General features: G+C 71.5%; 24 protein-coding genes and 1 tRNA gene. 14 read left to right on the forward strand and 11 right to left on the reverse strand.

All coding sequences use genetic code 11. The features are described from left to right. Nucleotides 1–56: 56 nt before the first annotated feature. Nucleotides 57–224, forward strand: coding sequence for a hypothetical protein (locus ACGFYQ_RS28955; RefSeq protein WP_393748909.1), 168 nt, complete (start codon nt 57–59; stop codon nt 222–224). Between the two features lie 49 nt (nt 225–273). On the opposite strand, the gene ACGFYQ_RS28960 is transcribed toward ACGFYQ_RS28955, so the two are convergent. Next, a complete protein-coding gene (locus ACGFYQ_RS28960) occupies nt 274–720 on the reverse strand; it encodes a DUF6299 family protein (protein ID WP_393748911.1) in 447 nt (148 codons plus the stop codon). Nucleotides 721–875: 155 nt separating this feature from the next. Here ACGFYQ_RS28960 and ACGFYQ_RS28965 point away from each other — a divergent pair, with 155 nt between their 5' ends. Next, complete coding sequence (locus ACGFYQ_RS28965; RefSeq protein ID WP_393748913.1) at nt 876–1,529, forward strand: hypothetical protein; 654 nt, start codon at nt 876–878, stop codon at nt 1,527–1,529. A gap of 57 nt (nt 1,530–1,586) precedes the next feature. After that, nucleotides 1,587–2,081, forward strand: a complete 495-nt coding sequence (locus ACGFYQ_RS28970) for a DUF5949 family protein (protein WP_393748915.1) — start codon at nt 1,587–1,589, stop codon at nt 2,079–2,081. A 123-nt stretch (nt 2,082–2,204) separates the two neighbouring features. Here the strand turns inward: ACGFYQ_RS28970 and ACGFYQ_RS28975 are convergent, their stop codons facing one another. Both ACGFYQ_RS28975 and ACGFYQ_RS28980 read right to left on the reverse strand, forming a co-directional pair. Next, on the reverse strand, nt 2,205–3,452 hold the full coding sequence (locus ACGFYQ_RS28975; RefSeq protein ID WP_393748917.1) for a cytochrome P450: 1,248 nt from the start codon (nt 3,450–3,452) through the stop codon (nt 2,205–2,207). A gap of 113 nt (nt 3,453–3,565) precedes the next feature. Beyond that, nucleotides 3,566–4,723, reverse strand: a complete 1,158-nt coding sequence (locus ACGFYQ_RS28980) for a low temperature requirement protein A (protein ID WP_393748919.1) — start codon at nt 4,721–4,723, stop codon at nt 3,566–3,568. Between the two features lie 161 nt (nt 4,724–4,884). On the opposite strand from ACGFYQ_RS28980, the gene ACGFYQ_RS28985 reads away from it, so the two are divergent. Together ACGFYQ_RS28985 and ACGFYQ_RS28990 are read left to right on the forward strand one after the other, a co-directional pair. Next, a complete protein-coding gene (locus ACGFYQ_RS28985) occupies nt 4,885–5,799 on the forward strand; it encodes an MFS transporter (RefSeq protein WP_393748921.1) in 915 nt (304 codons plus the stop codon). Further along, entirely contained in the window at nt 5,796–6,008 is a 213-nt protein-coding gene (locus ACGFYQ_RS28990; RefSeq protein ID WP_393748923.1) for a hypothetical protein, read from the forward strand. Before ACGFYQ_RS28985 ends, ACGFYQ_RS28990 begins: the two co-directional genes overlap by 4 nt. A 28-nt stretch (nt 6,009–6,036) precedes the next feature. Here the strand turns inward: ACGFYQ_RS28990 and mscL are convergent, their stop codons facing one another. From mscL to ACGFYQ_RS29025, 7 genes are all read right to left on the reverse strand, one after another. Next, nucleotides 6,037–6,540, reverse strand: a complete 504-nt coding sequence (mscL, locus tag ACGFYQ_RS28995) for a large conductance mechanosensitive channel protein MscL (RefSeq protein WP_393748925.1) — start codon at nt 6,538–6,540, stop codon at nt 6,037–6,039. 120 nt (nt 6,541–6,660) lie between these two features. Continuing rightward, nucleotides 6,661–7,284, reverse strand: a complete 624-nt coding sequence (locus tag ACGFYQ_RS29000; RefSeq protein WP_393748927.1) for a hypothetical protein — start codon at nt 7,282–7,284, stop codon at nt 6,661–6,663. Nucleotides 7,285–7,442: 158 nt separating this feature from the next. Beyond that, on the reverse strand, nt 7,443–7,925 hold the full coding sequence (locus ACGFYQ_RS29005; RefSeq protein WP_393748929.1) for a hypothetical protein: 483 nt from the start codon (nt 7,923–7,925) through the stop codon (nt 7,443–7,445). A gap of 87 nt (nt 7,926–8,012) precedes the next feature. After that, nucleotides 8,013–8,846: an S-methyl-5'-thioadenosine phosphorylase gene (locus tag ACGFYQ_RS29010; protein ID WP_393748931.1), complete on the reverse strand. Its 834-nt coding sequence runs from the start codon at nt 8,844–8,846 to the stop codon at nt 8,013–8,015. 73 nt (nt 8,847–8,919) lie between these two features. Then, nucleotides 8,920–9,225: an FmdB family zinc ribbon protein gene (locus ACGFYQ_RS29015; protein WP_328926118.1), complete on the reverse strand. Its 306-nt coding sequence runs from the start codon at nt 9,223–9,225 to the stop codon at nt 8,920–8,922. Between the two features lie 67 nt (nt 9,226–9,292). After that, nucleotides 9,293–10,729, reverse strand: coding sequence for an MFS transporter (locus ACGFYQ_RS29020; RefSeq protein WP_393748934.1), 1,437 nt, complete (start codon nt 10,727–10,729; stop codon nt 9,293–9,295). Between the two features lie 405 nt (nt 10,730–11,134). Then, nucleotides 11,135–12,607 carry a potassium/proton antiporter gene (locus ACGFYQ_RS29025; RefSeq protein ID WP_393748936.1) on the reverse strand — a complete coding sequence of 491 codons (1,473 nt, stop codon included), beginning with the start codon at nt 12,605–12,607 and terminating at the stop codon, nt 11,135–11,137. Nucleotides 12,608–12,913: 306 nt separating this feature from the next. Here ACGFYQ_RS29025 and ACGFYQ_RS29030 point away from each other — a divergent pair, with 306 nt between their 5' ends. Then, nucleotides 12,914–15,739, forward strand: a complete 2,826-nt coding sequence (locus ACGFYQ_RS29030) for a penicillin acylase family protein (protein ID WP_393748938.1) — start codon at nt 12,914–12,916, stop codon at nt 15,737–15,739. Here ACGFYQ_RS29030 and ACGFYQ_RS29035 read toward each other — a convergent pair. Beyond that, entirely contained in the window at nt 15,723–16,364 is a 642-nt protein-coding gene (locus ACGFYQ_RS29035; protein WP_393748940.1) for a 5-formyltetrahydrofolate cyclo-ligase, read from the reverse strand. The two genes, ACGFYQ_RS29030 and ACGFYQ_RS29035, sit on opposite strands and share 17 nt — an antisense overlap. Nucleotides 16,365–16,438: 74 nt before the next feature. Here ACGFYQ_RS29035 and galU point away from each other — a divergent pair, with 74 nt between their 5' ends. The 8 genes from galU (at nt 16,439) to ACGFYQ_RS29075 (ending at nt 25,947) form a co-directional block, all read left to right on the forward strand. Continuing rightward, a complete protein-coding gene (gene galU / locus ACGFYQ_RS29040; protein WP_393748942.1) occupies nt 16,439–17,341 on the forward strand; it encodes a UTP--glucose-1-phosphate uridylyltransferase GalU in 903 nt (300 codons plus the stop codon). A gap of 4 nt (nt 17,342–17,345) precedes the next feature. Beyond that, nucleotides 17,346–18,683, forward strand: a complete 1,338-nt coding sequence (glp, locus tag ACGFYQ_RS29045) for a gephyrin-like molybdotransferase Glp (protein ID WP_393748944.1) — start codon at nt 17,346–17,348, stop codon at nt 18,681–18,683. Nucleotides 18,684–18,755: 72 nt separating this feature from the next. Continuing rightward, nucleotides 18,756–19,235 (forward strand): cyclic pyranopterin monophosphate synthase MoaC, encoded by a 480-nt coding sequence (gene moaC / locus ACGFYQ_RS29050; RefSeq protein WP_030662516.1) that lies wholly within the window; start codon nt 18,756–18,758, stop codon nt 19,233–19,235. Between the two features lie 32 nt (nt 19,236–19,267). Continuing rightward, nucleotides 19,268–19,816, forward strand: a complete 549-nt coding sequence (locus tag ACGFYQ_RS29055; RefSeq protein WP_393749207.1) for a molybdenum cofactor biosynthesis protein B — start codon at nt 19,268–19,270, stop codon at nt 19,814–19,816. A gap of 17 nt (nt 19,817–19,833) precedes the next feature. Beyond that, on the forward strand, nt 19,834–20,427 hold the full coding sequence (locus tag ACGFYQ_RS29060) for a GNAT family N-acetyltransferase (RefSeq protein ID WP_393748947.1): 594 nt from the start codon (nt 19,834–19,836) through the stop codon (nt 20,425–20,427). Nucleotides 20,428–20,605: 178 nt separating this feature from the next. Next, nucleotides 20,606–21,640: a hypothetical protein gene (locus ACGFYQ_RS29065; protein ID WP_393748949.1), complete on the forward strand. Its 1,035-nt coding sequence runs from the start codon at nt 20,606–20,608 to the stop codon at nt 21,638–21,640. Nucleotides 21,641–21,718: 78 nt separating this feature from the next. Next, a tRNA-Ala gene (locus tag ACGFYQ_RS29070) sits at nt 21,719–21,792 on the forward strand. 162 nt (nt 21,793–21,954) lie between these two features. Then, nucleotides 21,955–25,947 (forward strand): hypothetical protein, encoded by a 3,993-nt coding sequence (locus tag ACGFYQ_RS29075; protein ID WP_393748951.1) that lies wholly within the window; start codon nt 21,955–21,957, stop codon nt 25,945–25,947. The last annotated feature ends 32 nt before the right edge of the window (nt 25,948–25,979 follow it).

Here is a 25,979-nt window from a genome sequence, read left to right on the forward strand (position 1 = left end):
GAGTTGTGGGGTGCCGGGGGCGGGGTGATGATGCGGACCATGGAACGGAACGTGCTGTGCGCAGGCTGAGCAAGGGCGCCGTGACGGGCATCCTGGCCCTGCTCCTGCTGGCCGCCGGAGTACCGACGGTCGTGGACTGGACGACGGGGCGGCCGCACGCGGACCCCGGGTGCCAGTCGGTGGCGTTCATGTCGATGACGGACGTCGCGCCCGAGTGCCGGTAGCGGCGGCTACCGGCCGGGCGTCCGCCCGGCCGGAGCGGCCGGTGCGGGCTTAGTGGTGGGTGGTCAGCTCGATCTCCTGGCGGTCCTCCGCGACCGTGTCGACGGAGCGCGGCAGCAGGCCCGAGAAGTGGATCTCGTTGAGCTGGGCCTCGGCGAGCGCCGGGCCGGGGTGGACCTTCGGCGTGTACTTGAGCGAGCCGGTGGCCTGCCACTCGTGCTCCTGCCCGTCGCAGTGCGCCTCGCCGCCGCCGAAGGCGAGCCGGGTGCCGTCCTGGATGACGGCCGCCGCGATCTGCAGCTTCGCCCCCTTGGGTGACGCGGCCTCGCAGTGGTAGGTGCCGGAAAGGATGACCGTTCCGTCCTCGGAAATGTGACCGTACGGATGTACGGAAATTCCCTGGTCGAAAACGGTGGCCTGGGCCGAGCCGGTGAATACCGTGGCGGCGGTCAGTGCGGAGAAGGCGGTCAGAGCCAGTCGGCGGCCGATGGTGCGCATTTGTTCCTCCAGGTGGGAGCGGGGGGCGGTAATCCGCCGGAACGCATTGTGCTGGCATATGGGCGGCAACTCTCTTCCCACACTCGTGTCGGTGTGTGCAATTGCCCGCTCGGGCGCGTGAGACTGGCCGAAATACATCCCCGAAGGGATCCTGCATGCGCCAGTCCGCTGTCCCCGCCCGTTTCCCCGTCCTCGCCGCCGCTCTCCTCCCGGTCCGCCGCCCCGTCCTCGCCGCCGCCCTCCTCCCCGTCCTCCTGCTGGGCGCCACGGCCTGCCAGAGCGCGCCCGAGGGGGCCGCGCTCGCCCCCGCCGCCGCCCCCGCCGTCCCGGTGGACGGCGGTGCGGTGGACGACGGGGCGCCCGGCGCGGAGGAAGCCCCCGCCCGGACCGGGGCGAAGGATGCCCATGTGGGTGAGGCCGTACGGGTGCACGGCGACCAGATCGGCCGGCACCTGCAGGCCGTGCTGGGCGCGTACGTGGACCCCGCGGTCAGCGTGGAGAAGAACTTCGCCCCGCCGGCCGGCAAGCGCTGGGTGGCCGCCTCGATGTCGTTCGTCAACGTGGGCGGGGCCTCGTACGGGGCGCTCGGACGCATGTGGGCGCACGACAGCGCGGGGCAGCGCCACCCGGTGGTGCCCACCGGCGAGCTGACGACCGGCAAACCGCTCGTCTTCGATTCCCTCGCGGTCGGTGAGCGGGCCGAGGGATGGGTCGTGTTCGAAATCCCGGAAAACGCTCGCATTGTGCGCATCCAGTACCAGGACGCGAACATGCAGGCGAATTCCGGAACGGGATTCTGGGCCGTCTAGCCCGCCTGGGTGAAAGGCCGTGAAAGGGCCGGGCGGGAGACCACTAGGGTGCGGCGCATGACTTCTACTCAAGCCGAAATCGACCGGTCCGTGCTCGGCACCCTTTCGGTGCTCGCCTGGATCGGCGACCCCTCCGAAGGCCACGACATCCCGTACCTCCTCGCCTACACCCTCGGCGACGGCCCGCAGGGCGAGAAGGCCAGCGAGGAGGCCGCTCGCGGGCTGCTGGAGGAGATCGGCCTGCCCATCGGCGACGTGGTCATGGACGGCACCCGCAGCCCGCGCACCTTCGCGGTGCAGATCCTGCTCGCGGGCAACCAGATCGCGTTGACCCTGCCCGGGCTGAACGCGACCTGCACCGCCCCGGACGAGTGGGTCGCCGCGGCCAACGAGAGCGGCCAGGCGTACTTCCTCTTCGCCACGCGTCCGTGGGCCGAGGCAGTCCCGGGCCGGCCGGTGTCCGCCGAGGTCCTCCAGGCGTTCGCGGGTGACGAGGAAGTGCTGACGAGCAGCGCCCACTGCGTCATCACGGTGCAGAGCCTGCAGCAGTAGCCGCGTACGGGTCTGCCACCACGTGCTCCGGCCGCCGGGCTCCCAGCCTGCCCGGTGGCCGGTTCCGCTTGTGCGGGCTCACGGGTTCCGTGCTCACGGGCTCCCGTGCTCAGGTCGCCGTGTTCAGGGCCGCTCGAAGGCGAACTTGAGCGAGCGGACCCGGTTGTCGAAGTTCGACCCGGCCAGATCCGGCAGCCCCACCGCGCGCAGGCCCACCGGGCGGGTCAGCAGCTCGCGGAAGAGGGCCTTCATCTCCACCCGGGCCAGGTGCGCGCCCAGGCAGAAATGCGGCCCGCCGCCGCCGAACCCGAGGTGCGGGTTGGGCGAGCGGGTGATGTCGAAGGCGTCGGGGTCCGGGAAGACGGCCTCGTCGCGGTTGGCGGAGGCGTAGTACAGGACCACCTTGTCGCCCGGCTGGAACAGGTGCCCGTCCAGGGTGTGTTCGGCGGCGACCGTCCGGCGGAACTGGATGATCGGCGTCGAGTGGCGGATCATCTCGTCCACCGCGCCGTCCGCGTACTTCTCGAAGTCCGAGAGCAGCAGGTCCCGTTGGCCCGGGTTGTCGGTCAACAGGGTCAGCCCGTGCGTGATCGCGTTGCGGGTCGTCTCCACCCCGGCCACCATCAGGAGCGAGAAGAAGGCACCGAGCTGGCGGGCGCCGAGGGCCTGGCCGTCGACGTTCGCGCACACCAGAGCCGAGATCAGGTCGTCCGTGGGGTTCTTGCGCCGCTCCCGCCCGATGCCGGCCACCATCCGCTGCATCCTGGCGAGCGCCCGCAGGCCGCGCCCGGGCATCCGCAGCCGGGCGGCCAGACCGCGCTCCACGCCGATGTGCTCGGAGGCGTGGTTGACGCGGTCGGCGATCTCCGCCCGGTAGCGCTCCGGGATGCCCATCATGTTGCAGATGACCTCCAGGGGCAGCCGGGAAGCCACCGCCGAGACGAACTCGTCGGGCTCTTCCGCGAGTACGTCGTCCACGATGCGGGCCGCCACCGCGTGGATGTCCTCCTCGGCGGCCGCCAGCAGACGGGGCGTGAAGGCCCGCTGCACGATCTTGCGCAGCTGGGCGTGGTCGGGGCCGTCCAGGTTGACCATCGAGTCGCCGAACAGGGCGCGGACCCAGCGGGCGGGCTCGGGGGTGGTGACGCCGGGGGCGCTGGCGAAGACTTTGGGGAGGCGGCTCGCCTCCTGCACCTGGGCGTGGCGTACGAGGGCCCAGTGGCCGGTGCCCTCGGGAACGAAGACGGGGGCTTCGAGGGCGCGCAGGCGGGCGAAGACCGCCAGGCGGTGGGAGGGGGGTTGCTGCCAGAAGCCCGGCTCGGCCAGTTCCCCTCCGGGGTCGGTGCCGTGGCGTTGTGCGGGGAGTGTCATGGCCGTGCCTCTTCCTGTAGCCGTTCCGCTGAGCTGCTGAACGGGTTCGGGGGTGCAGGAGTGACGGTTCGGCGCGGCGCCGTTGCCGGGGCTCCGCCCCGGGCCCCGGGGCCTCAGACGCCGGCGGTGCTGGATCTTGTGGCCAGGGTCAGGCCGATCGCAACCGTGGCCGTTGCGGCCAGGCCCGCGTAGAGGACCGCGTACGAGCCCGTCCAGGTGCAGGCGAGGAGCGCGAGGGCGGAGAGCGGGAGGGTCAGCTGCTGGGCGAGTCCCCGCTTGAAGTGGCGGGAGTGCAGCAGCCAGACCATGAACAGGAAGACCGCGGCCGGGACGGTGACGGCGGCGTTGGCGGCCAGCTGCGAGATGTGCGCCTTGCCGACCGTGTGCTCGACCGCGACCTCGATGCCCGCACCGATCGCCGCGCCCGAGGCGAAGATCAGCAGGTGGCCGTAGCCCCACGGGATGGCCTCGCGGTTGGAGGTCAGGTGCTCGTGCATCGGCACCGCGAAGTAGATCCACCACGCGGCGAAGACGATCAGCAGCCCGCCGGCGGCGATGGGCAGCAGCTGCCCCAGTGCCTCGTGCTCGTCGATCGCCGACTTCACCGCCACCGTGCTCGCGGCGATCGTCTCGCCCAGCACGATGATGGTGAACAGGCCGTACCGCTCCACGATGTGGTGGGCGTGCCAGGGCGTCTGGTGCCCGCGCTCGGCGATCACCGGGACGAGCAGCTCGGCGGCGGCCACGACCAGGAACAGCCAGCGCTTGGCGTCGTCCGGGGCGAACAGCAGCGCCACCCAGCCGGCCTGGCAGATCACCAGCCCGGCCGCGTACTTCAGCGCCGCCGTCCGCGCCTCGCCGTGCTCCCCGGCCGCGGCCCTCAGCCACTGCGCCGTCAGGGCGACGCGCATGATGACGTAGCCGATGACGGCGACCGTCCAGTCGTTCTCGTCGAAGGCCTGGCCCACCCCGGCCGCGTAGACGAGCACGCCGGCGATCTGCACGAGGGTCGCGATCCGGTAGGGCACGTCGTCGACGTCGTAGGCGGAGGCGAACCAGGTGAAGTTCATCCACGCCCACCACACGCCGAAGAAGACGAAGAAGTAGCCGATCACCCCGGTGCCGGGGTGGCCCTCCGCCAGCGCGTGCACCAGCCGGGCGCCGGCCTGAGCGATCGCGACGACGAAGCAGAGGTCGAAGAACAGCTCCAGCGGGGTGGAGGCGCGGTGGTCCTCGTCCCGGCTGCGGGCGGTCATGGGGGTGTAGGCCATACCGGCCAGCAGACCAGAGGACGCGCGCCGCGGCGGGGCGGACGCGCTGACGAACGTCGTGGGGGTGGACAGGACCTTGTCCTGTGGCGCACGCGACGTTCGCCCCTGCCGGGGGGTGCCTCCGCAGGCGGAGTCTGGGTACGTCAGGACCCACCCTCGGCGTGAGCGTGGTCCAGCTGGTCGCCCCGCTGGTGGTCACCGCCGCCGTACTCGGCGCCCCGGCGGGCGGGCCGCAGCACGACGCCGAGGAGAGCACCGACATCTGGCTGCAGAACGGCGCCTTCCTGTGGGTGCCGCTGCTGGTGATCATGGCGCTGCTCGCCTGGTTCCTGATGAACGACCTCAAGGTGGCCGCCGCCCCCTTCAGCTGGCAGACGGTCATCTTCAAGCGCAAGCACAACTGGCTGATGACCTGGCTCTACGTCGGCACCTTCGGGTCCTTCATCGGCTTCGCCGCGGGCCTGCCCCTGCTGATCAAGAACAACTTCGAGACCCAGGGCTACCAGGCGACCACCTGTGCCTGGATCGGCCCCTTCGTCGGCGCGCTCATGCGCTGGGCCGGCGGCTGGCTCTCCGACAAGATGGGCGGCGCCAGGGTCACCCTGCTGCCTTTCGTGGGCATGGCCGCCTCGCTGGTGGTGGTGACCTTCGCGCTGCCGCACGAGGGCGACGCGGGAAGCTTCTGGGCCTTCTTCATCGGCTTCCTGGCGGCCTTCGCCTTCTCCGGCCTCGGCAACGGCTCGACCTTCCGGCAGATCCCGGTGATCTTCCGGGACCAGCACATGCGGGAGGCCGCGGGCCAGGGGCCCGAGGCACGGGGCGCCGCGTTGAAGCAGTCCGAGATGGAGGCGGGCGCGGTCACCGGCTTCTCCTCCGCCATCGCCGCCTACGGCTTCTTCTTTATCCCCGCGATGTTCGCGGCCATGGCGGTCACCAGCGCGCTGTGGATGTTCATCGGCTTCTACGCGACCTGCCTGGCGGTGGTGGTTCTACGCCCGCCCCGGTGCCGAGGCCCCCAGCTGAGCGGGGCCGGAGGTGGGGACGGGCGTGGGGGCGGCCGTACCCTGGACGCATGAGCACCGCCCCCGCCTCCGACCCGCAGCCCGCGCAGCCCGTGCCCGAGGCCGAGAAGTCCCGGCCGAAGCCCAGGCTGGTCTTCGACGACCCGCTGGACCAGCAGTCGTCGGACGACACCGACCGCGGCTGGGGCGAGCGGCCGCCCGCCGGAGGAAGCGCGGCCGACCTGGCCCGCTTCCTCGACGAGAAGCCCCCGCACCACATCTGAGCCGTCGCGCCGGCCGCATGCGCCGCAGCTAGAACGCGTCGCGCGACCCCGGTGCCCCGGTACCCCCGCCGCCGGGGCCGCGCTGCGTGACCAGGACGTCCCGGATGTCCTTGAGGACCTCCAGCTCGGTGATCTCGATGCTCTCCTGGACGCCTTCCCTCGCCTTGCGGCGCGCCTCCACCTTGGCGAGGTACTTCGCCATCGGCAGCACCATCAGGAAGTACACGACGGCGGCGGTGATCAGGAAGGTGAGCGCCGCGTTGAGCACCGAGCCCCAGAGGATCTCGACGCCCGTGGGCTGGCCGCTCGCGTCCAGCCCGCACGGGTCCTTCAGGCACGACTTGTAGACGTCGAGGTTCTTCGTCCCGATGGCCCCCACCAGCGGGCTGATGATCCCCTTGACGATGGAGTTCACGATGTTCGTGAACGCCGCGCCGATGACCACCGCGACCGCCAGGTCGACCACGTTGCCGCGCATCAGGAAGGCTTTGAAGCCCGCCAGGACGCTGTCCTTCTTCTTTTCGCTCACCACTGAGCCTTTCTTCGCATGTGCCGAACACGGAGCCAACGGTTCCGAAAGCTACGGCAGTCCGGGCGCGGCGTGTCCAATCGGCCCCCACTGTGATGTGACTTGACTGTCCGGGTGTGCGAATCAACACAATGTCACCGCCAGCCGGGCCGTCGTGCCCGCCCCCACGAGAGCGCGTGCGGTGTCCCGGGGCACGGACAGGACCACGAGCGCCCCACCGTCCCCAACACCCTGGTCGGGATCGGGCACTTCGGCAACCCGGGCCCCCGCGGCCACCACCCTGGGCGGTCCGGCGCGCTCCGCGGCGACCACGTCGACGTGGTCCCCGGGCCGTAGCAACCGCACCGTCGCCGCGTCCGCGATGCGCACGGGGGCCGACACCATCCGCACCGCTGCGGGCGGCGACGCTCCCGGGGAGGCCCGTACCGCCAGGGGCGCGGCGCCCCGCGAGGCCTGAGCCTCCGTCCCGCCCACGGCCAGCGCCGCAGCCGCGACGGCCAGCCCGGCCGAGACGGCCCGGCGCCGAAGCCGCAGGGCCCTGCGCAGCCGGTCCCCGCCCCGCCCGACCCTCAGCGGAGGAAACGGCGGGACCGGGCGCGCGGGGGGACATGTGGACGAGCACGCGGAAGGGAGGGCGGAAGAGGACACCGATGACGACGCCGAGGAGGACGCCGAGGAGGACGCCGATGAGGACGCAGAAGTGGGCGTAGAAGTGGGCGTAGAAGTGGGCGTAGGCGTACGGGACATGAAGGCCACCACCAGACGGAGTGAGTCGCTGTGCCCGGACCCGGCGCCCGGACACATCTCACGATCCGGCCTCCCGCCGGATCCCGCTCCGGCCTGTGGACGATCCTCAGCTTGTGGACAATCCCGTCACTCCCCGGGGGGACCTCCGGGGCACCGGTTCACGCGAGGTCCAGCCCGAGGGCGGTGAGCAGCCGGTCGGCGAGGTCCTCCGCGAAGGCCTCGGAGCCGGTGAGGGCGGCCCGGACCCCCGCCGGATCGGCGGTCAGCCCCGCGGCCGCCGCCCAGTCGAGCGCGCCCTCCAGGGCCGGCTGGACGGGGAACCGGTCGAGCGGTATCCCGTACCCCTGCGCCGTGTCCCGGTTCAGCAGGCCCTTCCAGTGGCCTCCGGCGAACGTGGCGCCCTCGACGAAGCCGACGTCGCTGTCGAGGTACGCCACCGTGATCACCGGCGCCCCGGTCCGTCGCGCCAGTGCCTCGGCCCCGCCGGCCGGCTGGTCGGCGAAGTGCAACGCCGCCCAGCCACCGCCCAGTTCCGCGGCGTCGTCGCCGCCCCCGACCGTATCGAACCCGGCCCCGGCCGCGAACTCCCGCAGCTCTTCCACCGTGGCGCGGGCCACGGCCGTCCCCGTTGAATTCCCCATGCCGGGAGGCTAGGCCCCGCCACTGACAAAAGGTTTCGGCAGCTACGGGAGCCGCGGCGACCACGCGAACTACGGGAGCTACGGCGGCTACGGCAGCTCGATGCCCAGGTCCCAGCCGTCGTGCGCGTGCGTGCACAGGCAGTCGCGCGATTCCGTCGCCGGCAGGGCCGCCACCGCGTCGAAGAGCACCTCGCGCAGGCGGCCGACGTTCTCGCCGAAGACCTTCAGCACCTCCGTGTGCGACACGCCCTCACCGGTCTCGGCGCCCGCGTCCAGGTCCGTGACCAGGGCCATCGAGGTGTAGCAGAGCCCCAGCTCACGCGCGAGGACCGCCTCCGGGTGCCCCGTCATGCCGACCACCGACCAGCCCGCCGCCGCGTGCCACAGCGACTCGGCGCGCGTGGAGAAGCGAGGCCCCTCGATGACGACCATGGTGCCGCCGTCGACCGGCTCCCAGCTCCGTCCCCGGGCCGCCGCCAGCGCGAACTCGCGCCCCACCGGGCAGTACGGGTCGGCGAAGGTGGTGTGCACGACGTTCGGGACGCTGCCGTCGGGCAGCGTCTCCCCGTCGAAGAAGGTCTGCGCCCGGGACTTCGTACGGTCGACCAGCTGGTCGGGCACGAGCAGCGTGCCCGGACCGTACTCGGCCCGAAGGCCGCCGACCGCGCACGGGCCCAGCACCTGGCGGACCCCGACCGAACGCAGGGCCCACAGGTTGGCCCGATAGTTGATCTTGTGCGGCGGGACGGTGTGGCTACGCCCGTGCCGGGGCAGGAACGCCACCTGGCGGCCGGCCAGTTCGCCCACGTACAGGGAGTCACTCGGGGGCCCGTACGGGGTCTCCACCTGGATCTCGGAGACGTCCTCCAGGAAGGAGTAGAAGCCCGATCCGCCGATCACACCGATCTCTGCATTCACCATGCGGCCACCCTAACCGGGCATGCCGAAGGCCCCGCTGCCCGGGCAGGGCGGGCGGGGCCTCAGGGAGAAGCGGTCAGGCGGCCGAGGTGGAGCTGCTGCCCGTGCTCGACGACGTCGAGGAGGACGCGGCGGCCGGGGCGGCGGCAGCCGTCGTCGTGGACGACGAGGCCGGCTTCGAGGCAGGCGTGCTGCTCGACGAGGCGCCGCGGCTGTCGTTCCGGTAGAAACCGGAGCCCTTGAAGACGATGCCGACCGCGGAGAACACCTTCTTCAGGCGTCCGTCACAGCTCGGGCACACGGTCAGCGCGTCATCCGTGAACTTCTGCACGGCCTCAAGGCCCTCACCGCACTCGGTGCACTGGTACTGGTAGGTCGGCACGAATTTCCTCCTGGCACTCTGACTCAATGAGTGCTAACGACGCTCCATGGTGACGTATTCCGGCGGATCAGTCCACCGTCACCGGCACGCGGTGACCCATCCCACGCTCGTTCACCCGGTTCCGGGCGGCCGGCGAGGCGTTCCGCGCGGTACGCGGCGAGGCGCTCGGCGCGGTGGCCGCGGCGGTGCTCGGCGCCACAGCCGCAGTCGCAGGGGCAGGGGCAGGGGCAGGGGCCGCGGCAGCGCCCGGGGCGGACGCGTTCACGATCCGGCTCGGAGCCTGGGGAGCCTTCGGCGCCAGCTTCGCGCGCAGCGCCAGCAGCGTGGCCAGCGCGAGCACGGTGGCACCCATGGGCACCAGGAAGCCGTACGAGGACCCGTGCGCGTCCGTCAGACGGCCGGCCAGGGTGACCGCGAGGGCCTGCCCGAAGGCGATGGAACCGGTCAGCCAGGTGAACGCCTCGGTCCGGGCATTGGCCGGGACCAGCTGCTCGACCATCGTGTAGCCGGTGATCAGGGCGGGGGCGATGAACAGGCCGACGACCAGGCCGAGCGCGCCCAGCAGGATCATCGAGTGGGCGGCCCACAGCACGGACGCGGCGGCGGTGAGGCCGATGTAGCCGAGGATCAGCCGGCGGCGCGGGCCGATCTTCCAGGCGACGGCGCCCATGGCGATGCCGGCGACCATGTTGCCGGCCGCGAAGACGCCGTAGAGCAGGCCGTTGGCGCCGGGGTTGCCGATCTCGTTGGAGAAGGCGGCCAGCGAGACCTGCATGCCGCCGAAGACGGCGCCGATCCCGAGGAAGGCGAAGATCAGGACGCGCAGGCCCGGGAAGGAGAGCGCGAAGGCGCGCTTCTCACCGGTGGCCGAGGGCGCGTGCGGCTTGGGCTGCGTGGCCCGCCGGGCCGCGAAGAGCAGACCGCCGAGCAGCGTCAGCGTGGCCTCGGTGACCAGGCCCGCGGCGGGGTGGACACCGGTGCACAGCGCGGTCGCCAGGACCGGGCCGACGACGAAGGTGAACTCGTCGGTGACGGACTCGAAGGCGGCGGCCGTCGGCAGCAGGGGCGAGCCCTCCAGCTTGGCGGCCCAGCGCGCCCGGACCATCGGCCCGACCTGCGGCACCGAGGCACCGGCGGGTACGGCGGCCAGCGCCAGCGCCCAGACCGGCGCGCCCAGCAGGGCGAGCGCCGCCAGGCCGCTGACGGCGGCGGCGTGCGTGAGGACGACCGGGATCAGGACGGCGCTCTGGCCGAAGCGGTCGGTGAAGATGCCCATCAGCGGGGCGGACAGCGCCATCGAGACGCCGGTGACGGCCGCGACGATGCCGGCGCTGCCGTAGGAGCCGGTGGTGTGCTGGATGAGCAGCAGGATGCTGATGGTCAGCATGCCGAAGGGGAGCCGGGCGGCGAAGCCGGGGAGTACGAAGCCGAGGGCGCCGGGTGTGCGCAGGAGCTGCCCGTAGCCGGGGCGGGCGGACGTGTCGGTCGTGACCGCGGATGTCACGGCCTTGCCTTTCCGCTGCCTGGTAGAGCGTCCCCGTCTGCGGACGGTGCTTCGCCTTGTGAGCGGCCGCACCCGTACATGTGGGAGCCCCGAGAGCTGTCCTCTTGCGCAGAACCGAGTGATACCTGGGCGCCCACTGCGGGAGGGTGCCACGGCCGCTTTGCGGTCGCGCCAGCTCTGCGTCAGGCAGAGTTGGTTCGATCTGTTGTGCCTTCATCGTACAGGGGAGTGCCCTACCACGCCCTGTGATTACGGTGACAAGCTGTGTCTTCACCTGCGATTAATGGCAGCTTCGCATGTGCGGCCCCATGAAATAGGGGCGAACCCGGTCAGACTCCACCGTAAATGGCCGAATTAGAACGCCGCTCTAAACGGTCCCGCCGCCGGAATTCATGATTCCGGACCTCAGGTCCGGGGTCCCGGAGACCCGTTCCCGCCCGTCCCCAGCCACCCGGCCAGCTTGCCGCCCCGGGCCACCGCACGCAGCCGCGCCTCGGCCGCGTCCCGTACCGGATCCGTGGCCACCACCAGCAGCTCGTCCCCGCGCCGCAGCACGGTCGACGGCAGCGGTACGAAGCTCTTCGCGTCCCGGACCACCAGCGTGACCGAGGCCCCGGGCGGCAGCCGCAGCTCGCTGACCTCCACGCCGTGCATGCGCGAGGCAGGCGGGATCGCGAAGGAGAGCAGGTGTCCGCGCAGTTTCTCCAGCGGCGCCGACTCGATGCCGAGGTCGGAGGCGGTCTCCTCCGACTCCCCGAGCCTGAGCTTGCGCGCCAGCCAGGGCAGGGTCGGCCCCTGCACCAGGGTGTAGACGACGACCAGCACGAAGACGATGTTGAAGACGCGGTCGCTGCCCTCGATACCGGACACCATCGGGATGGTCGCCAGGATGATGGGCACGGCGCCGCGCAGGCCCGCCCACGACATCAGGACCTGCTCCCGCCACGGGATCCGGAAGGGCAGCAGGCTGACGAACACCTCCAGCGGCCGCGCCAGCATCGTGAGGACCAGCCCGATGACCACGGCGGGCCAGAAGTCGTGCACCAGCTCGTGCGGGGTGACCAGCAGGCCGAGCAGGACGAACATGCCGATCTGCGCGATCCAGCCGAGGCCGTCCGCGAATCCCCGGGTGGCCGGCCAGTGCGGGAGCTTCGCGTTCCCGAGCACCATCGCCGCCAGGTACACGGCGAGGAAGCCGGAGCCGTGCGCCAGCGCGCCGGCCGCGTACGCGGTCACGGCGATCGCCATCACGGCGATCGGGTAGAGGCCGGAGGCGGGCAGTGCCACGTGCCGCAGGCCGTACGCGCCCAGGAAGCCCACCGTCAGGCCGATCGCGACGCCGATCGCCAGCTCAAGGGCGATCGTGCCGAGGAGGACGTACCAGTCGTCCACCGGCCCGACGGCCGCGAAGGCCACGACGAGGATGACGACGGGCGCGTCGTTGAAGCCGGACTCCGCTTCCAGCACACCCGTGATCCGGGCGGGGAGCGGGACCTTGCGCAGGACGGAGAAGACGGCAGCCGCGTCGGTCGAGGAGACGACCGCGCCGATCAGCAGGGCCTGGCGCCATTCCAGGCCGACGAGGTAGTGCGCCCCCGCGGCCGTGACGCCGACGCTGACCGCGACGCCCACCAGGGACAGCACGATCGCGGCCGGCAGGGCCGGTTTGATCTCTTTCCACTTGGTGCCCAGACCACCCTCGGCGAGGATCACGACGAGTGCGGCATAACCGATGACCTGGGTCAGCTCGGCGTTGTCGAATACGACGTTGCCGATGCCGTCCTGGCCTATCGCGATGCCTATGCCGAGGTAGATGAGCAGGCTGGGAAGGCCGCTGCGTGAAGAGATGCGTACCGCCGCGACGGCGACGAGCAGCACGAGCGAGCAGACCAGCAGAAGCTCATTGAGCGTGTGGACGGTCAGCGGGCGGCCCTTTCCTCAAAGCGCACCGGCGGATCGTTCCGCTGGCGGCATATTCGGCAAGTACTTCGTTACCTTACCTAATCTTTGACGGAGTCTTTACGCGATACCCACATTGTGAAACGCGTGTTCGGCCCTGTCCTCGGAAGCCGGGCACCCTCGTCCCGGATCGGGCCCTCCACCCTGGCGGATCAACGGGTACGGTCCTGCGCCTATGGTTGCTCCCAGCACTCCCAGGACCACCCTGCCCCTCTAAGGACAGCGATGCCCGCCAACGAAACCGCTCCTCCCGTCAAGAAGAAGGGACGACGCGCCCGTCTGATCGTGCTCGTCCTGGTCCTGGCTCTCTTCGCGGGCCTCGGCTACGGGGCGTACTGGGGCGTGGACAGCGTGCGCGCCTCCTTCCCCCAGACCACCGGCTCCCTCAAGGTGCCGGGCCTCACCGGGACCGTCGACGTCAAACGCGATGCCCACGGCATTCCCCAGCTCTACGCCGACAACGACGACGACCTCTTCCGCGCGCAGGGCTTCGTGCACGCGCAGGACCGGTTCTGGGAGATGGACGTACGCCGTCACATGACCTCGGGGCGGCTCTCGGAGATGTTCGGCTCCGGCCAGGTCGAGACCGACGCCTTCCTGCGCACGCTGGGCTGGCGCCAGGTCGCCCAGACCGAGTACGACAAGAAGCTCTCGGACGAGACGAAGAAGAACCTCCAGGCCTACGCCGACGGGGTCAACGCGTACCTGAAGGGGAAGTCCGGCAAGGACCTCTCCGTCGAGCACGCCGCCCTCAAGCTCAGCGACGACTACCAGCCCGAGCAGTGGTCGCCGGTGGACTCGGTGGCCTGGCTCAAGGCGATGGCCTGGGACCTGCGCGGCAACATGCAGGACGAGATCGACCGCGCGCTGATGTCGACCAAGCTCTCGCAGGCGCAGATCGACGAGCTCTACCCGCCGTACCCCTTCGACCGGAACAAGCCGATCGTCGAGGGCGGCAAGGTCGAGGGCGGCAAGTACGTACCCCAGGCCTCCGGCGGCTCCGGCTCCACGGGCTCCGGCTCCGCCCCCGCCATTGGCTCGCAGGCCTCCACCGGAACGGGCACCGCCACCGGCCTCGCCGACAACGCCACCGCCCAGGGCGCGACCGTGGGCCTGCGCACCCAGCTGACCTCCCTCGCCAAGACCCTGGACGAGATCCCCGCGATCCTCGGCCCCAACGGCAGCGGCATCGGATCGAACTCCTGGGTGATCTCCGGCCGCTACACGACCACCGGCAAGCCGCTGCTCGCGAACGACCCGCACCTGTCCCCGCAGCTGCCCTCGGTCTGGTACCAGATGGGCCTGCACTGCCGCACGGTCTCGCCCCAGTGCCAGTACGACGTGGCCGGCTACACCTTCTCCGGCATGCCGGGCGTGGTCATAGGCCACAACGCCGAGATCGCCTGGGGCATGACCAACCTCGGCGCGGACGTCACCGACCTCTACCTGGAGCAGGTCAAGCCCGAGGGCTACGTCTACGACAACAAGGTGGTCCCCTTCACCACCCGTGACGAGGTCATCAAGGTCGCGGGCGGCGCCAGCAAGAAGATGACCGTCCGCATCACCAACAACGGTCCGCTCGTCTCCGACCGCAGCGACGAGCTCGGCACGGTCGGCTCCCGCGCCCCCGTCGCCGGCTCCGCCCCCGACCGCGGCAATGGCTACGCCGTCGCCCTGCGCTGGACCGCCCTGGAACCGGGCAAGTCGATGGACGCGGTCTTCAAGCTGGACAAGGCCAAGGACTTCAAGTCCTTCCGGGAGGCCGCCGCCGACTTCGAGGTGCCCTCCCAGAACCTGATCTACGCCGACAACAAGAACCTCAACGGCAACATCGGCTACCAGGCCCCGGGCCGGATCCCGGTCCGCGGCGCCGGCGACGGCCGGATGCCCGCGCCGGGCTGGGACTCCAAGTACGCCTGGAAGACCGGCAAGGACGGCAACGTCGAGTACATCCCGCAGAACGAGCTGCCCTTCGACTCCAACCCTTCCCGCGGCTACATCGTCACCGCCAACCAGGCGGTCGTGGAGAGCGGCACCGGCGCCGGCAAGTACCCGTACCTGCTGACCACCGACTGGGGCTACGGCGCCCGAAGCCAGCGGATCAACGACCTCATCGAGGCGAAGATCAAGGACAGCGGCAAGATCTCGACCGACGACATGCGCGCCATGCAGATGGACAACAGCAGCGAGATCGCCGCGCTGCTGACCCCGATGCTGGCCAAGATCGACGTCTCGGACCCGGACGTGCGCTCCGCGCAGAAGCTCCTGGACGGCTGGAACTACACCCAGGAGCCCGACTCGGCCGCCGCCGCCTACTTCAACGCGGTCTGGCGCAACATCCTCAAGCTGGCCTTCGGCGACAAGATGCCCAAGGAGCTGCGGATCGAGGGCAGCTGCATGAACGTGCGCGCCGACAGCCGGGGCCCGGCCGACGAGCTCGCCGAGGTGGTCCGCGAATGCGGCACCCGCGGCCCCGACTCGGCGCAGCCGGACGGCGGCGACCGCTGGTTCGAGGTGGTCCGCCGCCTGGTCAAGGACGAGAAGTCGCCGTGGTGGTCCTCGCCGAAGAAGGGCTTCACCCAGCCGGCCACCGCCACCCGCGACGAGCTGTTCGCCCGGGCCATGCACGACGCCCGCTGGGAGCTGACCGCCAAGCTCGGTAAGGACCAGTCCACCTGGAGCTGGGGCCGGCTGCACCAGCTGACGCTGAAGAACCAGACGATCGGCACCGAGGGCCCCGGCTTCATGCAGTGGCTCCTCAACCGCGGCCCGTGGAACCTGGGCGGCGGCGAGGCCACCGTCAACGCGACCGGCTGGAACGCCTCCAGCGGCTACGGGGTCACCTGGGTGCCGTCGATGCGGATGGTCGTCAACCTCAACGACCTCGACAAGTCCCGCTGGATCAACCTGACGGGCGCCTCGGGTCACGCGTACAACGGCAACTACACGGACCAGACGACGATGTGGGCCAAGGGCGAACTGCTCGACTGGCCCTTCGGCAAGGACGCGGTCGACAAGGCCACGGTCGACACCCTCACGCTGAAGCCGTGAAACGGACCACCCCCGACGGGGTGGCCACCGCCTGAACGGGGTGGTCGTGCGGTTCCTCCGGGACCCGCGCGACCACCTCGTCGTCGTAGAGGAGCACGACCAGCGCGGGGTCCGCCCCGGCGCGCTCCAGCCGCTCCAGCACCCGGTCGTACGAGCCCCCGCCGCGGCCCAGCCGCATCCCGCGCGCGTCCACCGCGAGCCCGGGCAGCAGTACGGCGTCGGCCGCGGTCACCGCGTCCGGCCCGAGCGCCGGCCCGGTCGGCTCCAGCAGCCGCATCTTCCCCGGGTGCGCGGCCTCGGCGAGGCCGCCCGGACCTTCGTACGCCGCCCAGTCGAGGTCGTTGTCGGGCAGCAGCAGGGGGAGCAGCACCCGCTTGCCGGCCGCGCGCAGGGCGTCGAGCAGGGCGCGGGTGCCGGGCTCCGTGCCGACCGAGACGTACGCCGCGACCGTGCGGGCGTCGGCCAGTTCGGGCAGTTCCAGCGCCGTGACGGCGAGCGCGGTGGCCGCCGTGCGGCAGGTTTCGGGGGACAAGGCGCGGCGGGCGGCGAGGAGTTCTCGGCGCAGTTGAGCCTTGGCTGAGGCGGGGCGCGGGTTCTCTGTCACAGGGAATTCAAATCTCGTCATGAAATCGGCACATAAGTGGACCTACCTACTGCGATCTGGGCTGGCGTTCGGCAGGACCCACTATCGTTCGGGGCATGACTATGTTGCACCCCGTGATCAAGAAGGCCGTGATTCCGGCTGCGGGCCTCGGCACTCGCTTCCTTCCGGCGACCAAGGCGACCCCGAAGGAAATGCTCCCCGTAGTGGACAAGCCGGCCATCCAGTACGTGGTCGAGGAGGCCGTGGCGGCCGGGCTCGACGACGTGCTGATGATCACTGGGCGTAACAAGCGCCCGCTGGAAGACCACTTCGACCGGAACTACGAGCTGGAGTCGGCCCTGATCGCCAAGGGCGACGACGACCGGCTGAAGAAGGTCCAGGAATCCAGCGACCTGGCCACCATGCACTACGTCCGCCAGGGCGACCCGCGGGGCCTGGGCCACGCCGTGCTGTGCGCCGAGCCGCACGTCGGCCGCGAGCCCTTCGCCGTCCTGCTCGGCGACGACCTCATCGACCCGCGCGACCCGCTGCTGCGTCAGATGGCCGACATCTACGCCCGCACCGGCGGCACCGTCATCGCCCTCATGGAGGTGGACCCGGCCAGCGTCCACCTCTACGGCTGCGCCGCCGTCGAGGCCACGGACGAGGAGGACGTGGTCCGGATCACCGGCCTCGTCGAGAAGCCCGAGCCCGAGGACGCCCCCAGCAACTACGCGGTCATCGGACGGTACGTCCTGAACCCCGCGATCTTCGACATACTGCGGGAGACCGAGCCGGGCCGCGGTGGGGAGATCCAGCTCACCGACGCCCTGCAGAAGCTGGCCGCCGACGAGACCGTCGGCGGTCCGGTGCACGGCGTGGTCTTCCGGGGCCGCCGCTACGACACCGGCGACCGCGCCGACTACCTGCGGGCCATCGTCCGCCTCGCGTGTGAGCGTGAGGACCTGGGCCCGGAGTTCCGCACCTGGCTTCACCGTTACGTCACGGAGGAGATGTAGCACCTTGACCAGTTCCGCACCGCAGGACACCGGCCACCGTCTGTGGTCCGTGGACGAGCACCTCGCGGACGTCCTCTCCACCGTCCGGCCGCTGGAGCCCATCGAGCTCCAGCTGCTGGACGCCCAGGGCTGTGTCCTGGTCGAGGACGTCACCGTGCCCGTCGCCCTCCCGCCCTTCGACAACAGCTCCATGGACGGCTACGCCGTCCGTACGGCCGACGTCCAGGGCGCGAGCGAGGAGTTCCCCGCGGTGCTGACGGTCATCGGGGACGTCGCGGCGGGCAGCGGCGAGCTGCCCACCGTGGGCCCCGGCGAGGCCGCGCGCATCATGACCGGCGCCCCGCTGCCGCCCGGCGCCGAAGCCGTCGTACCGGTCGAGTGGACCGACGGCGGTACGGGCGCGGGCGCGGCCTCCGGGATGACCCCGGCCAGCGCAGCCCCCGAGGGCGCGGGCGGCGAGGTGCGGGTGCACCGGGCCGCCGAGGCGCGGGCGCACGTCCGCTCGCGGGGCAGTGACGTACAGGCCGGCGACCTGGCCCTGGCGGCCGGCACGGTCCTCGGGCCGCCGCAGATCGCCCTGCTGGCCGCCATCGGGCGCGGCACCGTACGGGTGCGGCCGCGCCCGCGCGTGGTCGTCCTGTCCACCGGCAGCGAGCTGGTCCAGCCGGGCGAGGCGCTGACCGCCGGGACGATCTACGACTCCAACAGCTTCGCGCTGGCCGCGGCCGCGCGGGACGCCGGGGCCATCGCCTACCGGGTCGGCGCCGTCGCGGACGACGCCGACACCCTGCGCGCCACCATCGAGGACCAGCTGATCCGGGCCGACCTGCTGGTGACCACCGGCGGCGTCAGCGTCGGCGCGTACGACGTGGTCAAGGAGGCGCTGACCTCCGTGGCCGGCGGCGACGAGGACGTCGACGGCGGCGGGATCGACTTCCGCAAGCTCGCCATGCAGCCCGGCAAGCCGCAGGGCTTCGGCACCATCGGCCCGGACCACACCCCGCTGCTGGCGCTGCCCGGCAACCCGGTGTCCTCGTACGTCTCCTTCGAGCTGTTCGTGCGCCCCGCGATCCGCGCGCTCATGGGCCTGCCGGAGTCCGAGGTGGGCCGGCCGACCGTACGGGCGGTGCTCAAGGCCGACAAGGCGCTCGGCTCCCCGGCAGGCCGCCGCCAGTTCCTGCGCGGCACGTACGACGCCCAGGCCGGCACGGTCAGCCCGGTCGGCGGATCGGGCTCGCACCTGATCGCCGCGCTGGCGCACGCGGACTCGCTGATGGTCGTACCGGAGGACGTCACCTCGGTGGAGCCCGGGAGCGAGCTGGAAGTGGTCCTGCTCGGCTGAGGCCCGGCGGATGCGGGTAGCGTGTGTCGCACCACACAGGCCCTTCCGGGGCCCAGAGCGGAGCGGCACAGCATGAGTACCGAGAGCAGGCTCACCCACATCGACGAGGCCGGCGCGGCCCGGATGGTCGACGTGTCCGCGAAGGACGTCACCACGCGCACGGCGCGGGCCAGCGGGCGGGTACTCGTCTCCCCCCGGGTGATCGAGCTGCTGCGCGGCGAGGGCGTTCCCAAGGGCGATGCCCTCGCCACCGCGCGGATCGCCGGGATCATGGGTGCGAAGAAGACCCCCGACCTGATCCCGCTGTGCCACCCGCTGGCCGTGTCCGGTGTGAAGGTGGACCTGTCGGTCGCCGACGACGCCGTCGAGATCCTCGCCACCGTGAAGACGACCGACCGCACGGGCGTCGAGATGGAGGCCCTGACTGCTGTGGCCGTGGCCGGGCTCACCGTGATCGACATGGTGAAGGCCGTCGACAAGGGCGCGGTCATCACGGACGTCCGGGTGGAGGAGAAGACCGGCGGCAAGTCCGGCGACTGGGCGCGCTCGTGAACGCCCCGCGCGGCGGCGAGGTGCACAGCCACGTGGCGCCGGAGGTGGCTCCGGCGCCGGCCACGGCGGCCGCGTCGGCGGGCCGGGCCCTCGTCGTCACGGCCTCGAACCGGGCCTCGCAGGGCGTGTACGCGGACAAGGGCGGGCCGCTGCTGGCCGAGGCGCTGGAGAAGCTCGGCTTCGCGGTGGACGGCCCCCGGGTCGTCCCCGACGGCGATCCCGTCGGGCAGGCGCTGCGCGAGGGCGTGGCCGCCGGGTACGACGTCATCCTGACCACGGGCGGGACCGGCATCTCGCCGACCGACCGGACCCCGGAGGCCACCGCCGAGGTGCTGGACTACGAGGTCCCGGGCATCCCGCAGGCCATCCGCGCCGAAGGGCTGGCCAAGGTGCCCACCGCGGCCCTGTCCCGGGGCCTGGCGGGCGTGGCGGGACGCACGCTGATCGTCAACCTGCCGGGTTCGACGGGCGGGGTGCGCGACGGGCTCGCCGTCCTGTCCCGCCTCCTCCCGCACGCCGTGGACCAGATCCGCGGCGGCGACCACCCCAGACCGGCGGACGCTTCCGGGAGCACGAGCTGAACGGCCCCTCCTGGCCGGTGGTCCTGAGGGACGGCGACGTCACGCTCCGGCCGATAAAGCTGCGGGACCAGAAGGCCTGGCGCGAGGTCAACCGGCGCAACCGCGACTGGCTCCGGCCGTGGGAGGCGACGATTCCGCCGCCCGCGCCGTGGGGGCCGGTGATCCAGCGGCCGACGTACCGCCAGATGGTCCGCCACCTGCGGGCGGAGGCGAACGCGGGCCGGATGCTGCCCTTCGTCATCGAGTACCAGGGCCGTCTCGTCGGACAGCTGACGGTCGCCGGGATCACCTGGGGATCGATGTGCGCGGGCCACGTCGGGTACTGGGTGGACCGCGACGTGGCGGGCCGCGGCGTGATGCCGACGGCGGTCGCGCTCGCGATCGACCACTGCTTCGGGAAGGTCGGGCTGCACCGGATCGAGGTGTGCATCCGCCCGGAGAACACGCCGAGCCGACGGGTCGTGGAGAAGCTGGGCCTGCGCGAGGAGGGCCTGAGGCCGCGTTACCTGCACATCGACGGGGCCTGGCGCGACCACCTCGTGTACGCGGTCACGGTGGAGGAGGTGCCGGAGGGGCTGCTGCGCCGCTGGTACCGGACACGGCTGGAATGACGGTGTCCCGCCGAAGCGATAAAGCGAATATCTGTTCGAATTGCGAGCCTCACGGAACCGATTCGCCCATAACCTGATCCGAAGAATCACAAAAAAAGTCCGTGATATCAGCGAGATCGCGCGACACACCGGCCCAATTGGCCGATCCCCTCGCCCGCGCCCCTCTACGGTGTGAGGTGTGAGCAGCAGCGGCCTCATCTACGCAGTCATTGTCGGGGCCTGGGCCGCCTACTTGGTGCCCATGTGGCTCCGGAGGCAGGACGAGCTGAACGAAGCCCGTCCGACGGAACGCTTCTCCACTGCCATTCGGCTGCTTTCCGGCCGGGCGGGAATGGAGCGCCGTTACGCCAAGGGGCTGCGTGAGCGCGGTGACGAGCAGGCGGGGCCCCAGCCCCACGCGGACCCGGACGCCGCGACGGAAACGGTGAATTCCGTGGACGCCGACGCCCGGGCCGTTGTCGTGCCCCCGACCAGGGCGGAGCCGAGACCGGCCACCGCCGAGCGGGAGCAGCGCGCGGAGCGGGCCCGGCGCGAACAGCGCCTCCAGGTCCTCGCGCGCCGCCGGCGCACGACCGCGCTCCTCTTCCTCGTCTTCACCCTCGGCGCGATCGTCGCCGCGGTGGGCGGGCTGCGCTTCCTGTGGGCCCCCGCCGTGCCCGCCCTGCTGCTGAGCACGTACATCGTGCACCTGCGGGTGCAGGAGCGGCGCCGCTACGAGTTCACGATGGACCGGCGGCGCGCCGAGGCGGCCGCGCGGCACCTGCGGGAGAACCGCCCGCGCCGCCGGCACCCCGAGGACACCTCCGCCGCGGGCACCGAACCGGACCCTGCGCCACCGGTCTCCCCGCAGGAAGCCGGACGGCGCGCGCTGGTCGAGCAGACCGACCACGCCGAGTGGGTGGACCAGCAGCGCGAACGCGAACGCGGCCCCGCCCGCGGTGACAGCTGGGAGCCGGTCCCGGTCCCGCTGCCCACGTACGTGACGGCCCCGGTCGCCCCGCGCGCCACGGGCCCGGCGACCCCGGACGCGTGGAGCTCGACCCGTTCCAGCACGGCCGAGCCGACGGAGCCGCGCCTGCGCGCCCAGCCCGCGGCCCCGAAGCCGGAGCCGAAGACCCCGAGTACCCCGCGCCCGCGCGGCCGCGACCGCGGCCGTACCCCGCTGTTCGACCAGTACGAGAGCGACGACCGGCCGCGGGCCGCGAACGAGTGATCGGTGACCTGCGCGGACGCTCCCGGATACCGGTTTTGGAGCACCCGCGCGGGGATGCTAATGTTTCACACGTCGCAAGGGCCTGTGGCGCAGTCTGGTAGCGCACCTCGTTCGCATCGAGGGGGTCTGGGGTTCAAATCCCCACAGGTCCACAGACGATGAAGATCCCGTCCGATCGCAAGATCGGGCGGGATCTTCGTGTTTTCCGGGTCCGTAATCCCCTTGGGCTTCCCACTCAGCCGACGGTTAAACTCCGCCTGCCCGCAACCCGTGTGATGGTCACGAGGGTCGGGCCTGCTTGAACTGGGGGGTTCATGAGTTTGCTGCCGATCGGCAGAAGAGTGCGGGACAGACGGGGGAGAAGCCGCGGGGCGGTCGCCTCCGGTGCGTTGCTGCTCGCCGTCCTGACCGCGTTCACCGGCCAGACCGGATCCGCGTTCGCGGCGGCCGCGCCGCCCGCGGCCACCGCCTCGCCGCAGTCCGAGCCCGCCGCGCCGGCCCCGGCCGGGCCCAAGGCCCCGCCGAAGGCGGACCCGAAGGCCGACCACGAGGCCGCCGTGCGGGCGCTGGCGAAGAGCGACGCGGCCGAGGCCTGCCCGGCGGCCCTCGCGCCGCACACGACCGTCACCTGCACGGTCGACCCGTACAAGACCGCCTCCTTCACGCTCGCACTGCCGCAGCAGAAGGACGTCGTCCTGCTCCAGGTCCTCACGGGGAGCTGGGCCAACTCCAAGCTGGTGGCGCCGGACGGCACCACCGTCGCCTGCGAGAACGTCCTCGGCTCCGGCTACTCCAGTGGGGCGCTGCGCTGCCCCACGGGCGCGGCCGGCACCTACACCGTGCAGGTCAAGGACGGCAGCGGCTCGCCGAACACCGTCTCGGTGTCGTACGTCCCGCTGCTCACCTCCACCGCCTGCAAGGCGGTCGGCGCCGCCGACCGCAAGCTCGGCGCCCCGACCGTGTTCCAGGGTTCGCCGGCCGCCGGCTCGGCGGGCGACTGCTACACGCTGGACCTGTCGGCGAACGACGTGCTGCGCGCGCACGCCTCCACCTACCGGGTGCTGCAGACGGTCTACGACGTCACCGGCAAGGAGATCTGCTCCACGCGGAGCCACGAGGGCGACACCCTCGACTGCAAGCTCACGGGTACCGCGCCGTACCGGATGTCGGTGCTGCAGGCCTCGGGCGCCGAGCAGGCGTACGACGTCACCGTGGCGCGGCTCTCCCAGCCGGAGGGCTGTGCGGTGGTGGAGCCGCAGGCCTTCGGCACCGCTCCGGACCTGAGCTCCACGACGCGCTGCCGCACCCTGCGGGTCCCGCAGGCCGGTGTGTACGCCTTCCAGCCGGTCTCGTCCGGTGCCACCCCGTACGGCGGGCTGTTCGCGGCCGACGGCACTCCGGTTGCCGACTGCGCCCAGGGCACCTGCCAGCTGACCGCTGGTGACCACACCTGGGTCGTCGATCCCCGCAGTGGCGATGTCGGTGCGTTCGGGATGGCCCTCCACTCCGCCAAGGAGACCCGGGGCTGCACCGCGACCCACGACAACGGCCTGGTGGCCGGTCCGGCCGCCGGGACGTTCGGGGGAGCCGGGCAGAAGCTGTGCCTGACGCTTCCGACCGCCACCGGCAAGGGCGTCTACCTGATCAACCGGCCGCCCGCCGAGGGCACGGACGCCACCGTCGTCGTCTACGACGCGGCGGGCGCCGAGCAGTGCAAGAACGACGGCCGCTTCTACGCCGTCTGCAAGCTGACCGGTACCGCGCCGTTCCGCGCCGTGCTGAGCGGCACGCCGGACCTGGCGTACGGCCTGGTTGTCCACCGCACCGGCGAGACCGCGGGCTGCACCGCCTGGCAGCAGACCGGCTTCGACGGCACCTGGGGCGCCGAGGTCTCGCTGACCCCGGCCGACCGGCTGCGCTGCATGAGCGTGCCGGCGGACCGGCACTCCACCGCGGAGATGCTCGACTACGCCAACAACGCGAACACGGTGAACGCCTCGGTCCGGCTGGTCGACCCCGCGGGCAACGAGGCCTGCTCCACGGTCGGTTCCTCCACCACCATCTGCTCGCTCGCGGCAGGTGTGGCGTACACCGCCCCGCTGATCCTCTCCGGCTGGCAGCCGGACACGTACAAGCTGGTCCGGCGTGACGTCTCGGCGACCGCGAAGTGCGCCACGCCCGCCTCGACGGCAGTCGGCGGCCCGTCGCTCCCGTTCGACCTGACGTCCGCGCTCGACGCCCGCTGCGTGCGGGTCACCGGCGCGGCCACGGACAAGATCTGGCTGAGCTCGCGGACCCTCGAGGACCCGCGGTACGCACCGTCGACGCTGCTGATGGCGGTCGATGCCAACGGCAAGTACGTCTGCCGCCAGGGGGGTGCCTCCTGCCGGGTCACCGGCTCGACCTCGTACGTGGCGATCGTGCTGGCCTCCGGTTACAAGGACAAGCCGATCCACACCAACGTGGACACCTGGAAGGTCGGCACGGCGGCCGGCTGGGCGCCGGAGTGCACCGCCAACCCCATCTCGGTCAACGGGTTCCCGGCGCGGAGCGGGGTGCTCTCCGAGTCCTCGACGGGCTACTGCGCCGTGGTCGACGTGAAGCCCAATCAGGCGTTCAAGGTTGTCGGTACCAGCAGCTCGACCACCAGCGAGAACCCGTCGCTGAACCTGCACGGTGCAGCTCAGTGGACGAGTACGAGCGTCGAGTTCCAGTGCAACCAGTCGTGGGGCGTGTTCGGTGCCCGGTGCCTGACCCTCGGGAACGCCGAGGCCGGCCGGGCCGTACTCGTGATGAGTGCCGGTCGCAGTGCCACGCCCGTGGAGTTCAGCATCCAGGGACTGTGCGACTCCGAGTGCGTCTACCCGCAGCCGGGGGCTCTGCCCACGTCGATCAGCCCCGCGACGGGCGCCGCCGGGACGCAGACCCACGCCGTCGTCCGCGGCACCGGGCTCACCCTGGACACCAAGCTCCATCTGGTGCGCAGTGACACGGGGGGCGATCCGAGGCCGGTCATGAAGGTGCTTTCCGTGAACGCCGACGGCACCGCGCTCGACGTGCTGGTCGACACCAACGGCCTGGAGCCGGGCACCTATGACGTGGTGCGCGACGGCTACGTGTCCACTCCCGGAGTGCCCTCCCCGGGCTACCTGCCGAAGGCGTACACGGTGACGGCGGCGGCCACGCTGTCGAAGAGCCGGTTCGTGCCGATCACGCCGTCGCGGTTCCTGGACACCCGTGACGGTGTCGGGGCGACGAAGGCGCGGGTCGGTCCCGGTGGCGTGGTCACGCTCCAGGTCGCGGGCGTCAAGGGCGTCCCGGCGACCGGGGTGACCGCGGTCGTCATGAACGTGACCGCCGTCAACCCGACCGAGGCCGGGCACGTGATGGTCTACCCGAACGGGCAGCCGAAGCCCGCGGTGTCGAACCTCAACTTCTCGGCCGGGCAGATCGTGCCCAACCTGGTGACCGTCCCGGTCGTCAACGGGAAGGTGGACCTGCGCAACAACGCGGGTTCGGTCGACCTGATCGCGGACGTGACGGGGTACTTCACCGACAAGGCGGCGACGGGCTCGGCCTTCACGCCGATCACGCCGTCGCGGTTCCTGGACACCCGTGACGGTGTCGGGGCCAACAAGGCGCGGGTCGGTCCGGGCGGTGTCGTCACGCTTCAGGTCGCGGGTGTGAAGGGCGTCCCGGCGAGCGGGGTGACCGCGGTCGTGATGAACGTGACCGCCGTCAACCCGACGGAGGCCGGGCACGTGACCGTCTACCCGAACGGGCAGGCGGCACCGGGGGTGTCGAACCTCAACTTCACCGCCGGGCAGGTCGTTCCGAACCTGGTGACCGTGCCGGTGGTGAACGGAAAGGTCGACCTGCGCAACAACTCGGGTTCGGTGGACCTGATCGCCGACGTCACGGGCTACTACTCGGCGAACGGGTCGACGTTCTCGGCCGGTTCTCCGGTGCGGTTGCTCGACACCCGCACGGGTACCGGCGCCCGTGCCGGGGCGGTCGGCCAGGGTGGCATCGTCAGCCTGCAGGTCGCCGGGGTCGAGGGCGTGCCGCTGAGCGGGGTGACCGCGGTGGTCCTGAACGTCACCGTCACCAACCCCACCCAGGACGGTCACCTCATCGTCCAGCCGCACGGGGTCGAGCGTCCGAACGTCTCGAACCTCAACTTCAAGGCCGGGCAGACCGTCTCCAACCTGGTCGTGGTTCCGGTCGTGGACGGCCGGGTGACCTTCTACAACAACACCGGATCCGCGGACGTGATCGCCGACCTGAACGGCTGCTTCACCTCCTGAGGGACCGAGTGAACGACGAGGGGCCCGTCCGA

It is taken from the genome of Streptomyces sp. NPDC048258 (genome assembly GCF_043201995.1).
Taxonomy (GTDB): domain Bacteria; phylum Actinomycetota; class Actinomycetes; order Streptomycetales; family Streptomycetaceae; genus Streptomyces.

Bases quoted from the DNA above. Each gene is read 5' to 3' on its own strand.
- galU (WP_393748942.1), top strand. From the start codon at position 16,439: ATGACTATGTTGCACCCCGTGATCAAGAAGGCCGTGATTCCGGCTGCG.
- ACGFYQ_RS28990 (WP_393748923.1), top strand. From the start codon at position 5,796: ATGAGCACCGCCCCCGCCTCCGACCCGCAGCCCGCGCAGCCCGTGCCC.
- ACGFYQ_RS29010 (WP_393748931.1), bottom strand. From the start codon at position 8,846: ATGGTGAATGCAGAGATCGGTGTGATCGGCGGATCGGGCTTCTACTCC.
- ACGFYQ_RS28970 (WP_393748915.1), top strand. From the start codon at position 1,587: ATGACTTCTACTCAAGCCGAAATCGACCGGTCCGTGCTCGGCACCCTT.
- ACGFYQ_RS28980 (WP_393748919.1), bottom strand. From the start codon at position 4,723: ATGGCCTACACCCCCATGACCGCCCGCAGCCGGGACGAGGACCACCGC.
- ACGFYQ_RS28965 (WP_393748913.1), top strand. From the start codon at position 876: ATGCGCCAGTCCGCTGTCCCCGCCCGTTTCCCCGTCCTCGCCGCCGCT.
- moaC (WP_030662516.1), top strand. From the start codon at position 18,756: ATGAGTACCGAGAGCAGGCTCACCCACATCGACGAGGCCGGCGCGGCC.
- ACGFYQ_RS29030 (WP_393748938.1), top strand. From the start codon at position 12,914: ATGCCCGCCAACGAAACCGCTCCTCCCGTCAAGAAGAAGGGACGACGC.
- ACGFYQ_RS28960 (WP_393748911.1), bottom strand. From the start codon at position 720: ATGCGCACCATCGGCCGCCGACTGGCTCTGACCGCCTTCTCCGCACTG.
- ACGFYQ_RS28975 (WP_393748917.1), bottom strand. From the start codon at position 3,452: ATGACACTCCCCGCACAACGCCACGGCACCGACCCCGGAGGGGAACTG.
- ACGFYQ_RS29035 (WP_393748940.1), bottom strand. From the start codon at position 16,364: ATGACGAGATTTGAATTCCCTGTGACAGAGAACCCGCGCCCCGCCTCA.
- ACGFYQ_RS29075 (WP_393748951.1), top strand. From the start codon at position 21,955: ATGAGTTTGCTGCCGATCGGCAGAAGAGTGCGGGACAGACGGGGGAGA.
- ACGFYQ_RS29005 (WP_393748929.1), bottom strand. From the start codon at position 7,925: ATGGGGAATTCAACGGGGACGGCCGTGGCCCGCGCCACGGTGGAAGAG.
- ACGFYQ_RS29000 (WP_393748927.1), bottom strand. From the start codon at position 7,284: ATGTCCCGTACGCCTACGCCCACTTCTACGCCCACTTCTACGCCCACT.